This is a genomic window from Rickettsia endosymbiont of Villa modesta, assembly GCF_964026485.1.
GTDB classification, from domain to species: domain Bacteria; phylum Pseudomonadota; class Alphaproteobacteria; order Rickettsiales; family Rickettsiaceae; genus Rickettsia; species Rickettsia asembonensis.
The window spans coordinates 358,934-373,978 of record NZ_OZ032157.1 but is presented as its reverse complement, the minus strand read 5'-3'; the positions used below and the strand labels follow the sequence as shown (position 1 = coordinate 373,978).

Genomic DNA, 15,045 nt, shown 5'->3' with positions numbered 1-15,045 from the left:
CACTTATGAAAAGAAAGTTAGCCCAGAACGTCAATAAATGTAATAAAGAACTTAATGCACAAGTAAAAACAACTCATTCAAATGTAAGTGATATTGGTAACAAACTTTTAACAGATGATGCATTAACTCTTGATAATATTAATGCATTAGGACAACGTATTGCCGAGCAACAAAAATACGATAAAAATCAACTTATTGTTTGTGATATTACCGCATTAAATGAACGATTAGAGTTACATAAGAATGATGATATTAACGAAAAACCAATTTTTATTATTTGTCATAGTGAGAACAATGTTAGAGCTACTTTTTGTATTGTAAAACTATTAGATAAAACTGTTTGTTTGTATCAGGATTTTTCAAATACCCAAATTCCAGAAAATATAAAAAATATTTTAAAACAGTATTTTGATAAAGATATAGAGTTTAAGATACATGCTAAAATAGCAGAGATAAACAATCAAAAAGATGAGGATATTTTATCTTTAACAACTCTAAAAACTATGATGGTTTATTTAAAGTCAGATAATAAGAAGGATTTTATTGAAGGTTTTGCTAATCCTAAAAAAACATTTTTTGGATGGTTCAAAAATGGAATTACAAGTTTAAAAAAAGAGTTATTTTCCCTAGTGGAAGAAGGTTATTATAAAATAATTGCTAGTGATATTGAGCAACTATCAAGAGAAACAGAGTTCAAAAAAGCAATTAAAGAACTTATTAATAATATTCCATTAATAGAAGTAGTCGATAACTTCAAAAGCTATCAAACTCTTTTAAAAAAATTCGTAGAAATAGAAGAAAATGAAATCGATACTGATACTGTTAAAATCAAAGAACTAGAGAAACAACTAGAGGGAGCAAAAGAGAAGGCTTTTAGTAAAACTAAGGAACTAAAAATAGGGATGTCTGAAAATAAAGAAGGTAATCAACAATTAGACATTGTTAAAAATTTTCCAACTCAAATGGAAAAATTTACAAAAATTTTTGAGCCACTTACAAAATCTGCAGTAGATGAAAAGTTAGATAAGGCACTTAAAGAGATTAGCTCAAAGTTAGATCTTGAGTATGACAAGTTAAAAGGTTTTTTTAGAGTCACAGAAGAAAAAAAACAAGATAATCAAGATAATAATTATAATACTTCTGGTGTCAGAAATATTGAAGATGTTATTAGTGCTTTACCAAAAGCTAAATCTTACGATATTAACCTGATAAATACAAACAAACCGTTTGAGAAGCTATTATCAGAGATAATAGAAAAATCAGATGTTTTAAATATTAAATCTTCAGAAGAAGGTTATAACAAAGTCAAAGAGTTTTATGAATTATGGAAAAATAAGGAAGCATTGGAAATTAATCAATGGGCAGTTTCTAAGAAGGGACAACTTGCTGGCACTGAAATTTATGAAGCATTAGCTATAATGGATAGGGCTAATGAGCTTGTGACGGGAGGGCATAAACTTCGCGATACTCAGATTTTAGCTATACTTACATTTTTACAACAAAAAGATAAGGGGCAATTATCTCAAATTCAAACAGGAGAAGGAAAAACTACTATTGTATCAATACTTGCAGCTATTAAGGCTTTACAAGGTGAAACTGTAGATGTTATCACTAGTAATCCTATTTTAGCATCTGAAGGAATTAAAGATAAAAAGCTCTTTTATGACTTATTGAATTTGAATGCGACAACAAATAATTTAGATGAAAACTATAAAAGCGGTGAAAGAGAATGTTATAAATCTGACATTGTATACGGAAGTATTAGCAATTTTCAGTTTGATTATCTAAAAGATTCATTTTTAGGTCTTGGAACACGTGCAGGTAGGGCATTTGAGAGTATTATTCTTGATGAAGTAGATAGTATGATTATTGATAATGCAAGTCATATTGCTAAATTATCTGGACCATTAGCCGGCATGGAAAGCTTAAAATATGTTTATATAAAGATATGGCAAGCACTTTATAAAGCAGAAGAAAAGATTGTAGAAGAATTTCAAAAAGAATTAAAACGAAAAGCTCAAGAACTACAAGAATTACCAGATAGTGAAGAAGCTCAACTATTATACAAAAAATTTAAGAATGAATTACAAGACTCAATAATTCCAAAAATCAAAAATTATATTAAATCATCTAATCCAACAAAAATTGATATTATTCCTTCACATATTCAAGAATATGCTGACAACTCGCTAGATAGATGGATCAATAGTGCTATTGATGCAAAATTTAATTATCATGAAGATGAACAATATATTATTCGTAGTAAAGACGGAGAGGAAATAATACAACCGTTAGATTATGCAAATACAGGTATTACTTTAAAAAATACCATATGGCAATATGGTCTTCACCAATTTTTACAACTAAAACATAATTTACACTTAACATCTGAAAGCTTAACTAGTTGCTTCATTTCTAATCTTAGTTACATTAATAAATATGGGGATAAAATATTTGGTCTGACAGGTACTTTAGGTTCTACAGCAGAACAAGAATTATTATCTTCAATTTATAATGTAGGTTACGCAAAAATTCCAACTTATAAAGAAAAGAAATTTATCGAAATTGATGGTGAGGTTGTAGATGATGAAATCTTTAGTAAGAAAGTTGCAGATGATACTATAGCTGAAATAAAGAAAGATCGATCTTCTTTAATTATTTGCGAAACAATAAAAGATGCAAAAACAATACAAGAAGTATTAAAAAGCAAAAATCAAGATATCATTATTAGGATTTTTTTTGATGAAGAAAATGCACATATTACTGAAAAAGAAATAAAGCCTGCTGAAGTAGTTATAGCAACAAATATAGCCGGTAGAGGAACAGATTTTAAGACTTCCGGCGAACTTGAAAATAATGGTGGACTACACGTATGTATTGCTTTTTTACCTTGTAATAAAAGAGTAGAAGATCAAGCTTTTGGTAGAACAGCACGTCAAGGTAATAATGGTACTGCTAAATTAATTATCAAGAAAAGTGAAGTTGAAAAATTAGGTATTAATTCTTATAGCTTTACAGACATTAAACTTGTAAGAAATTTAAGAGAAGAGGACAGAATTGCACAAATTAAAGAAATTAAAATACTGGAACTTAAATTTCAAGATAGATTATTTGAACTTTTTTCTGATCTGTATAGAAAATTAAAAAGAGAGGGGCAAAGCAAAGGAGAGTATAAATATGTTTTGGATGATTTAAAAGAGTTTTGGGCTTTTTGGTTAGAGAAAAAGAGTTTTAAAGGATTGGAATTAGCTAATAAAAGCCCGGAAGAAGAATTTAGAAATTTTGAATCTGAAGCATGTAAGACAATTAATGGAGAAATTAAATTTAATCCATATTACAGTATACAACAAGCTGAACATTTCATTTCAAATGAAGAATTAGATAAAGCAGAACAAGCCCTAAACCATGCTATTGCAATAAGTAAAAATCCAGAAATATTACATAGTGCTTACATAAAGCTTTTTGAAATTGCGATTGAAAAAGGCAGAGTTTTTATAGAAAAATGTCAAAAAGCTGTAGGAGATGTTTTTGTTATTCCGGCGATTGGTAAACCTGATGGGGGATATAAAGAAAATGCTAAAAAATATTTAGAACAAGCAAAGGCAGCATTGAAGAAGGAGCTAGATTACATTGAAAATCTTTTTAAAACTGAAGAATTTACAAACATTCTGAAAAGTGATGATAATAATGAATCACGAAACTTATTTATAAAGCACATAGTGTCAAAACAGCAAGCTTTAAATCTTAACATGCAGCATGCAGATAGCTTGGTCCAGCAAATTGATAAGCATGAAGGTGGTATTTCTATAGGCGGTCGTGTTTCTGATTATTTTGCTAATTTGAAACCACAAAATGGTCATGAAAAGAAAATAAAAGATACCATTACTAACTCTGAATTATCTGAGCTTGCGGCTGTTGGTACAAATACAACTTATGTTCTTAGAGAAGTGCATGATGTTTGTCCGGAAATAGCTAAAGGAGCCCAAATTCAAATAGGAGGAGGAATTGCATTAATTGCTACTGGATTTTGTTTTCCACCGGCTCTGCCTGTAACATCTGCAATCGGCGGTACAATGATTACGGAAGGAATATGTGATGTTGCAATTGAATTAATTAACAAAAATAGTGACGGTAAATTTCATAAAGAAGCTTATATTAAGGGTAAAGTCATTAGTTATGGTGTGTCTATTCTGACTATGGGTATTAGTGCCGCTATGCAATGCCCTAAGATTTTAAATACAGCAAAGAAAGCATGTCGGTGGATATCGGAAACTTTACGTAAATGTCCTTTTTTACAGACAGCATGCGAATCTTTAGCAACTAAATTTGATAAACTTGGTAATTGGTTCGAGAAAATGGAGACTATAGCTAAGTTTAATAAAATGAGCAAAGTTGAGAAGTTAAAATATGTTCATGATTTAGAGAAATCTAAAGATGTAACACAATTAAAATATTTAGGGGAAAATCTAAAACAAATTCAAGATTTAATGAAAGAGTTACAAGAAGTAGGTAAATTAACAGAATTAACGCATTTTGAAAAATGTATATCAACTCTGCAGCAAGTGGCAATTAGTACTGTTAAAAACGTAACAACTAGAACTGTAGAAAATGCAATAATGGGTAAAGTTGTTACTCCAGCCCTTAGTTCATTAATGTCAGGATTAAAACCAACAATCAAAAAACATGTTGATAAATCTATAAGAGAAAATATAGACCAAGAAAAGTTAAAGTCTAGCTCTTATGAAGATATGCAAAATATAATTAAAGAAATAAGAGAGTCTATAGATTATGAAACTGTAATGGGTATTTTTAAAGACGCCGTCTTAGGAATAACCAAGTATTGCAGTAATTGGAAAGTTCAGCTAGGGGCTTTAGCAGTAGATCAATATATTTCCTGGAAAGAGGTTTATAATTACGCTAAAGATCTATGTAAAAAAATAAACGATAAGTTAAAATCTACTGGTAAGTCTATAAATCAAAATATTGATGAGCTAATAAATCAGTTAATTGAACAACTATCAGAAGAGATGTATGCTCAGGTTGTAAGTACTACAACAAAAACATGTAAGGATGTTTATTTGGTAGGAAAATCAGCATACACAAATTATAAACAAGAAAAACAAGAAGAAGCAAAATGTCTTGAAGTAAATAAAGATTTTAAAGAAGTTGGGTTAGCAGGGCAAGAACAAGCTAAAGCTTTAAGTGATGTGATAAAAAGACCTGTTCATATTTATGAAGAAAACGGTAACATAATTATTATAGGAGAGCAATATTTAGGTGACCCTATAAAGGTTAGTTATTTTCCTGCAGATGAGAACAATCCTACTGGTCATTACGTTCCTTATGGCAAGAATGAAAACTGGTCTTCAGGCAACGGTAAAAATAATTGTTTTTTTGATGCTGTTGCATCACAAATTGGAGAAGATCCAAATGAATTAAGAACACAAACTATACAACAAATAGAATCTGATGCAACAAGTTATATGGCTCCGTATGTCCATGCAATCACGCCTGAAGCAAAAGTTAATGACCTAATAATGAGTGGGGGGCCAAAAGAATTAATGTGCCTGATGGTAATGCGCGTTATAGTGCTACAGAACGTATGGCAATAAAAGATGCTATGATAAAGCATTATGCTGATGGAACAGATGATTTTTGTGATCTAATTTTTCGGTCCGCAAAGCTAAAATCGGAAAATCCAAATGTTGAGTTTGAGGTAAAAAAAGCATCAACGTTCCAAATTAATAGAGGAATAAGACAAAATGATACAGCACAGAATGACTTAGCTGATCTTAACAAAGTAGTAGGGAATTGTAGTAAAACAGATGCAGCTCATACCATTGGATTTACTGTAGAGATACATATTCCAAAGATACGTAGTAGTTGTAGTGAAAAAGATATTGGACATATAAAACATATAACTGCAAGAACAAATATTATGCCTCATGCAATAAATAATAGTGGAAATTTTGATAAAGCAAGAGATAATGTCGGGTTTGAGCTGTATAAAGGGTTTATTGAACAAGGTGCAAAAATCTCAGATATAGAAACTTATCAGCAACAATATGTAACAAGGTTGTTAGAAACTTTTCAATCAAAGAGTATTACGAGTACAACAGAAATTGATAATACGCTAAAAAATGCAGCGATACAAGGCATACAAAATGCATGGAACAACCGAAATGCAGAGGTGGAATTAAAAGGTTTGCACCATTTGCAACCAGTACATATAAATCATATTAATTCTTATTTTGGTGAATATACTCTTGATGCGATTAAGCATATATTAGAATTAAGAATCAATAACATTGGTTTAGAAGGTGTAAACATAGTAAGAGGTTATGTATTGCAAGAAAATTATAATAATCTACAAAAAATGATTTCTGATTTAATCCATACTACATCAAAAATTACACTAGCTCCACTAAATTTGTACAATAAGCACGCTGTTGGAGTTATATGTATTAAAGATCAAGGAAATAATTTGCAATTGTATTATCTCGATTCGTCAAATGAACACATACCAGAGCAGTTAAAGCAAATGTTTATAGACAACAGCTTGCAAATCATACAACTACCGACTAAACAACAAAGTTATGCTAACTGCGGTCCTGAATTGATCGAAAATTTTATATTATATTTAACTGGTGCTAGGGCTTCAGAAGATAAAGCTATAGAGCTGCACTCAAAATTAGTTGAAAATGAACTACTTGCAAAAGATGATTTACAATCGTACTTATTATTTGGACAAAGTACTGAATTATTAGGAGGTATTAGTAGCAGTCCTGTCCCGGAATTTGTGTAAAAATTTCATAGAGCATTAAATTCTTGTGTCAAAGGTAAATCATAGTTCATTTCAGAATTACTCTAAAAAGCAATGAATAAGATAAAGATTTTGCCAATTTTTTAGTAAAGTCAGCAAAGATTAGGTTTTTAGGTTATCGAAAGCATTTTTGCCAATCTGAGTCCATTGATTTTGTATATTTGGATGACTGGTTAATTCATGTTGCAGCGAAAGCAAAGCACCAAGTAAGCTGTTAGTAGGTAAATCATCAAGTTTAGCTTTAACCACTAAGCCACCGATTTTATAATGGTACCCAAAAACTGGACTACTAAAATGATAGAATGAGATATAATTTTCAAAAACAAAAGAGAAATTATATGTCTAAAAAAGCGAAACAATATAGTGCAGCAGAAAAAACAAAGATAGTTTTAGAAACAATAAAAGCTGAAATGACAATAGCTCAAATTAGTAGCAAATATGGAGTTCATCCGACACAAATACAAGCGTGGAAAAAAAGAGGTATAGAAAATTTAATTAGTGGTTTTCAAATTAAGCCACAATCCAAGGATCCAGATCATCAGGATTTAATAAAACAATTGTATGAACAAATAGGCCAGTTAACTGTTGAACGTGACTGGTTGAAAAAAAAGAGTCTTCTGAATTAAGTTGTATTAGTTGACATTTGATCTTAGTGCGCCACGAAGTGTAGATAAACTAGCTGTTAAAAGAACAGTCTTAGAAGTGTTGACCTAGCACGCTAAGTATTGATCCTTGGGCAGAAATTGGCCACAATTATGCTAAGTGTAGGCAGAGATATTGCAGGCCGTAGTGATTGAGCCACGTTAAAAATGTTATATGAGATCGCAGACTTTGTGAAGATAAAGGAATGCAACATTATCTATACTTCTTCAACATGAAGAGTTGTTAAAATGATTAGGCACAATGGTTTGAAAATTGTCATTTACCAATGAAGAAATTTTATTTTTATATTTTTCAATATTTTCAAAAAATATTCGTATAGAATCAGTAAATGTCTCAAAATTCGCATAAAATTTATTGTTACTTACAACAGAATGCATAAATTTCCACAGTCGTTCAATTGGATTCAAATTAGGACTATATGCTGGCAAAAATAGTAACTCTATTTTACTGTATTGTAGATATTCTTTTACCTTTTTTGACCTATGATATCCAGCATTATCGCATATCAAATAAATCTTACTTTTATCTTGATTATTTGCTTCTAATTTCTTTAAAAATTCAATAATATAATCACCATTAACCTTAGGATTGTCAGTTGTTACTACCTCTAAATCCTTAAGATTAATAGCACCAATAATATGTTTACGCTTCCAACCACTGAAACTTGGTAATGTTTTAACTACATTCTTTCTAATCCAACCAAATCTTGCTCGAGTTTGGTATTGAGGATGAACACTATCCATAAAATAAATAGACTCATCTTTAGCTAAATTATTTTTTAGCAAACTATATTGCAGCTTAAATTCCTCTTGCTTAGCTAAATCTATTTTTCCAGGAATTAACTTAGGTTTCTTATAACTAAAACCAAGTCTGTGTAACAGCTTGATTACCCCAGCTAATGTATAGATTACTCCATATTGACGTTCTATGAACAAACCTATATCTCTAGCATACACATAATTATTATTTTCTAGATGAACTATTAACTCTGCTTCCTCCTGTCTAGTAAGTTTACTATCACTACCGCCATTTCCAGGCTTAAGCTTCTGAGCATTATGATAATCTATTAAATGTTTTCTTATCCCTCCCCATCACTCAGTAATAACACTTTCGATATCTCATCAATACTATAGCTATCATCATACATGAAAACAGCTTTGATTCTATCACAAATCCTCTTATCCCTTTCGCTTCTATGGTAAAGCTTTAATTCTTCTTTTTCTACTGATGTTAATTTTCTATAAATCCATTCTTACTTAATAACACTTGCTGACTTCTTTGACAATTTTTCATTTACTAGAGGTATATATCTCATCTATTCTATTTAATATATTTAAATTATAGCTACTAAGTGATCGTTCTTTATAATATGTTGAAGAACGGTTAACCCCTAATAATTCACATTGTCTTGTCTTTGGTAACTGTTCTAGCTTGGATATGACAAGACTCTTTCTATTTGATAAATCCAAGCTTCTGAGCTTTCCCACAGCCCAATCTCTTTCAATTGTAGTTTTTCCTAAAGCCTTTGCCAACGCATCATTTTGCTCCTTAAGTTCTTTAATTTGTTCTTGATATTCACTCACTACCTTAGCTGGTTCAAATGCTATTGATGCATTTGATAAAAATTGTTTCTTCCAATGTGATATATACTTCTTTTACCTGAAGAATTGGTAGTATTAGATATTAATTATCCATAAGAACATTGATTATTCGCTCATCTAAATATTCATTTTCCAACTTTTCAAGTTAAAGAAGTATACCTCTAGTAAATGAAAAATTGTCAAAGAAGTCAGTAAGTGTTATTAAGTAAGAATGATTTATAGAAAATTAACATCAGTAGAAAAAGAAGAATTAAAGCTTTACCATAGGGGAGTGTTGAGCTATGAAGAGTAAAAGGTTATAATGTGATAAAAAAATAAGAAAGTAAAAAATGTCAGAGCATCAAATAACAATGGTCAGTTTAGATGAATTAGTTAGCCCGGAACATCAATATCGTAAATTTAAAAGTTAATTTAATTTCAAAGTAGTTGAAAGAGAGTTATTAGCGATAGAAACTGAAGCTAATTATAAAGGCTATGGAGCATTGAGGTTATTTAAATGTTTACTTCTACAATTTATGGAAGACTTATCTGATCGAGAATTAGAACGTTATTTCGCTGATAGTAATGCCGGCAAATGGTTTTGTGATTTTGCTCTTACAGAGACGACTCCAGATTATAGTGTGTTTAGTAAAATACGTAAGAAAATAGGTACTAACTTACTATCAAAAATATTTGCAAACTTTAGAGAACAACTACGAAAGCAAGGTTATATGAGCGAGGTATTTACCTTTGTAGATGCCTCTCATTTGATCTCAAAAGCTAGTCTTTGGACAGAACGTGATGAGTTGAGGAAGCAAAAATATGACAAGCTAAATAATGAGACTTTGCCCAAAGTTGCGAATGATAAACAAGCTAAAATTGGTTGTAAAGGAGGTAATAAGTTTTGGTATGGTTATAAAAAACATGTTAGCGTTGATATCCAATCAGGGATTATTAATAAGGTTGCAGTTACCTCTGCAAATGTTACTGATAGCAAAGGTTTTAAACACGTTATGCCACGCTCCGGTGCTGCATATGTAGATAAAGCATATTGTACAAAGTCTACCAAAGATACAGCAACTAGGCAAGAAGTGCATCTTTGTGCTGTAAAGAAAAATAACATGAAAGATAAAAATTTTGACCTTGATAGATATTATATACTTCTTTAACTTGAAAAGTTGGAAAATGAATATTTAGATGAGCGAATAATCAATGTTCTTATGGATAATTAATATCTAATACTACCAATTCTTCAGGTAAAAGAAGTATACAAAAATTAGAGCACCTTTTGAAAGAGTATTCTCACAAGATAATAAACGTGTCAGATATATTGGTATTGCCAAAAATCAATTCTCGGAATTTATGAATGCTATATGTTTTAATTTGAAACGCTTAACCGTTTTAACGGCTAGCTAATATTATAATGGATAATGCATAGATAATAACAAAATCTCCACTGATTTTTACTAATTTTGTATATATACTTCTTTTACCTGAAAAATTGGTAGTATTAGATATTAATTATCCATAAGAACATTGATTATTCGCTCATCTAAATATTCATTTTCCAACTTTTCAAGTTAAAGAAGTATATAAGAACGTATACCTCTAGTAAATGAAAAATTGTCAAAGAAGTCAGCAAGTGTTATTAAGTAAGAATGGATTTATAGAAAATTAACATCAGTAGAAAAAGAAGAATTAAAGCTTTACCATAGAAGCGAAAGGGATAAGAGGATTTGTGATAGAGTCAAAGCTGTTTTCATGTATGATGATAGCTATAGTATTGATGAGATATCGAAAGTGTTATTACTGAGTGATGAAGGGATAAGAAAACATTTAATAGATTATCATAATGCTCAGAAGCTTAAGCCTGGAAATGGCGGTAGTGATAGTAAACTTACTAGACAGGAGGAAGCAGAGTTAATAGTTCATCTAGAAAATAATAATTATGTGTATGCTAGAGATATAGGTTTGTTCATAGAACGTCAATATGGAGTAAGCTATACATTAGCTGGGGTAATCAAGCTGTTACACAGACTTGGTTTTAGTTATAAGAAACCTAAGTTAATTCCTGGAAAAATAGATTTAGCTAAGCAAGAGGAATTTAAGCTGCAATATAGTTTGCTAAAAAATAATTTAGCTAAAGATGAGTCTATTTATTTTATGGATAGTGTTCATCCTCAATACCAAACTCGAGCAAAATTTGGTTGGATTAGAAAGAATGTAGTTAAAACATTACCAAGTTTCAGTGGTTGGAAGCGTAAACATATTATTGGTGCTATTAATCTTAAGGATTTAGAGGTAGTAACAACTGACAATCCTAAGGTTAATGGTGATTATATTATTGAATTTTTAAAGGAATTAGAAGCAAATAATCAAGATAAAAGTAAGATTTATTTGATATGCGATAATGCTGGATATCATAGGTCAAAAAAGGTAAAAGAATATCTACAATACAGTAAAATAGAGTTACTATTTTTGCCAGCATATAGTCCTAATTTGAATCCAATTGAACGACTGTGGAAATTTATGCATTCTGTTGTAAGTAACAATAAATTTTATGCGAATTTTGAGACATTTACTGATTCTATACGAATATTTTTTGAAAATATTGAAAAATATAAAAATAAAATTTCTTCATTGGTAAATGACAATTTTCAAACCATTGTTCCTAATCATTTTAACAACTCTTCATGTTGAAGAAGTATATACAAACGTATGTGAAGATTTGGTTACCTACTCGACATATAAATTATCCCTAGACGTAGAGTTTCAAAAGAAGCATATTGTATTAAGTTATAATTTGATTGATGCTCTTAATGGATCTGTCAATTTTTCTAGGGTTTTACTCAGATTATTAAATGTTAAGCCTTTATAGCCTGTTTCTTTAACAACTCTCCGTAGTGTTGGAGTAGGTTTTACCATATGATTGATTTTATTTTTTGCAGGAAATACCCATAAGCTATTACTTTTTTGTTTTCTTCTATATAAAATCTGAATTGCCTCATCAGTAAGAGATAAAGAACGTGATTTTTCTTTTTTAATATTTGATATATTCCATATCTTATTTTGTAAATCGATATCACCCCATGCCATTGATAATAAAGTAGTTAGTTTTTCTGACGTATGAATAAGTAATAGAAAAAGATCTTGCACTTGAGAAGTAGCTGTCTTTATTCAATGTATTAAGAAAGATAGGTAATTCTTCGTAAGTTAAATATCTCTTGTCAGTTTTTTTCTTAGGTTTGTGTATTTTTATTTCTAATAGTTCCTCTTCAATTGATGTATTTATACTATCAGCTAATTTTTTTCCTGCTGCAAAGTCTTTTTTATCTGAAAAATCATCAGAAAGTTTTTTCAGTTTTTTATACACTTGAAGCGAAAAAGCTTTATTATGAAAAGGTAAACTCTTTTTTTCTATCTCAGTTTCTCCCAACTTAAGTTGTAGATATTCGGCAGGCTTAGCAACAGACGCTTTAAGGTTTGTCTTGAAATTTTTCTTAACATTTTTAATTGAAGAATATGTTTTATTAGTGGAATATTCACCCATAGCTATCTTTAAGTTTAGCTGCTTTTAATCTTGCTTCTTCAACAGGTAAATCAGGAAAACGACCTAGTTTGAGCCTTTTATATTTAACTTCTACCATTTGGGCTAGGTAAAAAGTTTTACTGCCGCCGTAAGATACTATTAAGATACTATAAGTACCAATCCTTTTTCTTTAGTATCTTTGTAAAGGGTTCTTTTTTCTCTAGGGGGTTCGATTTTTAAAAGATTATTTTTAGTAAAATTAAAACACAATGGTTGTTTTCTCATTTTTATGCTTCTTATATGCTGTTATTGATTTATAATTAATAACTTAAACCAGCATAATATGCAAGTGTAAAATTACACAAAAAGTTGAAATGCTATAAATATAAAAATAAATTTTTAAAATTGCCTACCTTAATCCTTTTAAATAGATTACTATTATACTATAATCCTTAAAATTATAAAATTTGAAGAAAAATTAGAATGATAAATATATCTTTTCCCGACGGTAGTGTAAGACAATTTGAAAAAAACATTACCGCCTATGAAGTAGCAAATGCAATTTCAATGTCGCTTGCTAAAGCAGCAATGGTTGCTGAAATAAAAGGTGAGCTTAAAGATTTAAGTACCGTAATTGAAAATGATTGCAAGCTTCGTATTTTAACTGCAAAAGACCCTGAATGTCTTGAGATAATAAGGCACGATGCGGCACATTTAACTGCTGAAGCAGTAAAGGAACTATTCCCTGAAACTCAGGTAACGATTGGTCCTGCAATTGAAAACGGTTATTATTATGATTTTGCTCGTGATAAACCTTTTACCACTGAAGATTTAGCCGTTATAGAAGCTAAAATGCAAGAACTTTCAAAGAAGAACGAGAAAGTAACAAGAGAGCTATGGGATAGGGATAAAGCCGTAGAGTTTTTTAAGTCGATAGGAGAGCATTATAAAGCCGAAATTATTGCTTCAATTCCGGCAGGTGAGCAAATTACTTTATACAGGCAGGGTAATTTTATTGATTTATGCCGAGGCCCGCATGCTACCTATACAGGTTTTGTTAAGCATTTTAAGTTGATGAAAGTTGCAGGAGCTTATTGGCGAGGTGATAGTCGTAATGAGATGTTGCAGCGTATATACGGTACGGCGTGGGCTACGAAAGAGCAATTAGACAATTATCTTTTTATGCTGGAAGAAGCTGAAAAGCGTGATCATAGAAAGCTTGGGCGTGAGCTTGATTTATTCCACTTCCAAGAAGAAGCTCAAGGGATGGTATTTTGGCATGATAAGGGTTGGAGTATATATAATACTATTGAGCAGTATAGTAGGAAAAAGATTCGTAAAAACGGTTATACTGAGGTTAAGACTCCTGTTTTGGTGGATAAAAGCCTTTGGGAGGCTTCAGGACACTGGGAAAAATTTCGTGATGATATGTTCTCGTTAGAAACAGATGACAAGACATTAGCTTTAAAGCCGATGAATTGCCCTTGCCACGTGCAGATTTTCAAACAAGGTATTAAGAGCTATCGTGATTTACCGCTTCGTATGTCGGAGTTTGGTTTGTGTCATCGTAATGAGGCGTCCGGTGCATTACACGGTTTAATGAGAGTGCGTAGCTTAGTGCAAGACGATGCTCATATATTTTGTGCAGAGGAGCAAATTACCGATGAAACAGTTAGTTTTTGTAAATTACTGACGGAAGTTTATAAAGATTTCGGTTTTACCGATATAAAGGTAAAATTCTCTGATCGCCCTGAAGTTCGTGCAGGTAGTGATGAAGTTTGGGATAAAGCTGAGAATGCTTTAAGAGAAGCAGTAGAAAAAGCAGGTTTTACCTATACGCTAAACCCGGCTGAGGGAGCATTTTACGGACCGAAGCTTGAGTTTGTATTAACCGATGCGATAGGGCGGCAATGGCAATGCGGAACACTTCAGATGGATTTTGTATTGCCGGAGCGACTCGATGCTAGCTATATTGCAGCAAGCGGTGAGAAAAAAAGACCGGTAATGCTCCATAGAGCAATCCTTGGTTCGCTTGAGCGTTTTATCGGTATATTGATTGAAGAATATGCCGGGCGTTTTCCTCTTTGGCTTGCTCCTATACAAGTCGCTATTGCAACAATCACCAGCGATTTAAACGATTACGCTTTAGAAGTGCAAAAAGCTTTAATTGATAATGGCGTAAGAACGGATATCAATATCTCACCTGATAAAATTAACTATAAGATTCGTGAGTTTTCTAAGCAAAAAATACCGATGATTGCCATAATCGGTAAGCAGGAAAAAGAAAATAAACAAGTAACGATTAGAAGACTCGGAACTATCGAGCAGGAAGTCTTATCAGTTGAGCAGCTGGTAAAGTTAGTTAAGGAGGAGAATGAGAAGTATTTGTAGTATCTCGTATGTCATTCCTGCGAAAGCAGGAAGCTAGAAAAATAGTCTTAATATTCACA

Annotated in this window: 11 protein-coding genes; 6 read left to right on the top strand and 5 right to left on the bottom strand. The window is 31.2% G+C overall.

Annotation, left to right across the window (positions count from 1 at the left end):
• The first annotated feature begins 5 nt into the window (after positions 1-5).
• Entirely contained in the window at positions 6-5,612 is a 5,607-nt protein-coding gene (locus AC5584_RS02025) for a preprotein translocase subunit SecA (RefSeq protein WP_499216673.1), read from the top strand.
• Positions 5,564-6,805, top strand: coding sequence for a hypothetical protein (locus AC5584_RS02020; protein ID WP_499216672.1), 1,242 nt, complete (start codon positions 5,564-5,566; stop codon positions 6,803-6,805). Before AC5584_RS02025 ends, AC5584_RS02020 begins: the two co-directional genes overlap by 49 nt.
• Before the next feature lie 120 nt (positions 6,806-6,925).
• Here AC5584_RS02020 and AC5584_RS02015 read toward each other — a convergent pair whose 3' ends face one another.
• A complete protein-coding gene (locus tag AC5584_RS02015; protein WP_499216909.1) occupies positions 6,926-7,132 on the bottom strand; it encodes a conjugal transfer protein TraD in 207 nt (68 codons plus the stop codon).
• Positions 7,133-7,161: 29 nt separating this feature from the next.
• Here AC5584_RS02015 and AC5584_RS02010 point away from each other — a divergent pair, with 29 nt between their 5' ends.
• Positions 7,162-7,449 (top strand): transposase, encoded by a 288-nt coding sequence (locus AC5584_RS02010; protein WP_499216671.1) that lies wholly within the window; start codon positions 7,162-7,164, stop codon positions 7,447-7,449.
• A 243-nt stretch (positions 7,450-7,692) separates the two neighbouring features.
• On the opposite strand, the gene AC5584_RS02005 is transcribed toward AC5584_RS02010, so the two are convergent.
• Complete coding sequence (locus AC5584_RS02005) at positions 7,693-8,553, bottom strand: IS630 family transposase (RefSeq protein WP_499216908.1); 861 nt, start codon at positions 8,551-8,553, stop codon at positions 7,693-7,695.
• Between the two features lie 222 nt (positions 8,554-8,775).
• Complete coding sequence (locus tag AC5584_RS02000; RefSeq protein WP_499216670.1) at positions 8,776-9,069, bottom strand: hypothetical protein; 294 nt, start codon at positions 9,067-9,069, stop codon at positions 8,776-8,778.
• Between the two features lie 464 nt (positions 9,070-9,533).
• Here AC5584_RS02000 and AC5584_RS01995 point away from each other — a divergent pair, with 464 nt between their 5' ends.
• Complete coding sequence (locus tag AC5584_RS01995; RefSeq protein ID WP_499216907.1) at positions 9,534-10,235, top strand: transposase; 702 nt, start codon at positions 9,534-9,536, stop codon at positions 10,233-10,235.
• A gap of 493 nt (positions 10,236-10,728) precedes the next feature.
• Positions 10,729-11,766, top strand: coding sequence for an IS630 family transposase (locus AC5584_RS01990; RefSeq protein WP_499216906.1), 1,038 nt, complete (start codon positions 10,729-10,731; stop codon positions 11,764-11,766).
• A 96-nt stretch (positions 11,767-11,862) separates the two neighbouring features.
• Here the strand turns inward: AC5584_RS01990 and AC5584_RS01985 are convergent, their stop codons facing one another.
• Positions 11,863-12,162, bottom strand: coding sequence for a tyrosine-type recombinase/integrase (locus AC5584_RS01985; RefSeq protein WP_499216669.1), 300 nt, complete (start codon positions 12,160-12,162; stop codon positions 11,863-11,865).
• Complete coding sequence (locus AC5584_RS01980; RefSeq protein ID WP_499216668.1) at positions 12,149-12,616, bottom strand: hypothetical protein; 468 nt, start codon at positions 12,614-12,616, stop codon at positions 12,149-12,151. Before AC5584_RS01980 ends, AC5584_RS01985 begins: the two co-directional genes overlap by 14 nt.
• Positions 12,617-13,078: 462 nt before the next feature.
• On the opposite strand from AC5584_RS01980, the gene thrS reads away from it, so the two are divergent.
• Complete coding sequence (gene thrS / locus AC5584_RS01975) at positions 13,079-14,986, top strand: threonine--tRNA ligase (protein ID WP_499216667.1); 1,908 nt, start codon at positions 13,079-13,081, stop codon at positions 14,984-14,986.
• The last annotated feature ends 59 nt before the right edge of the window (positions 14,987-15,045 follow it).

Excerpts from the sequence above, each read along its gene's own strand:
- AC5584_RS02025 (WP_499216673.1), top strand. The coding sequence starts at position 6 with ATGAAAAGAAAGTTAGCCCAGAACGTCAATAAATGTAATAAAGAACTT.
- AC5584_RS02010 (WP_499216671.1), top strand. The coding sequence starts at position 7,162 with ATGTCTAAAAAAGCGAAACAATATAGTGCAGCAGAAAAAACAAAGATA.
- AC5584_RS01985 (WP_499216669.1), bottom strand. The coding sequence starts at position 12,162 with ATGGCATGGGGTGATATCGATTTACAAAATAAGATATGGAATATATCA.
- AC5584_RS01980 (WP_499216668.1), bottom strand. The coding sequence starts at position 12,616 with ATGGGTGAATATTCCACTAATAAAACATATTCTTCAATTAAAAATGTT.
- thrS (WP_499216667.1), top strand. The coding sequence starts at position 13,079 with ATGATAAATATATCTTTTCCCGACGGTAGTGTAAGACAATTTGAAAAA.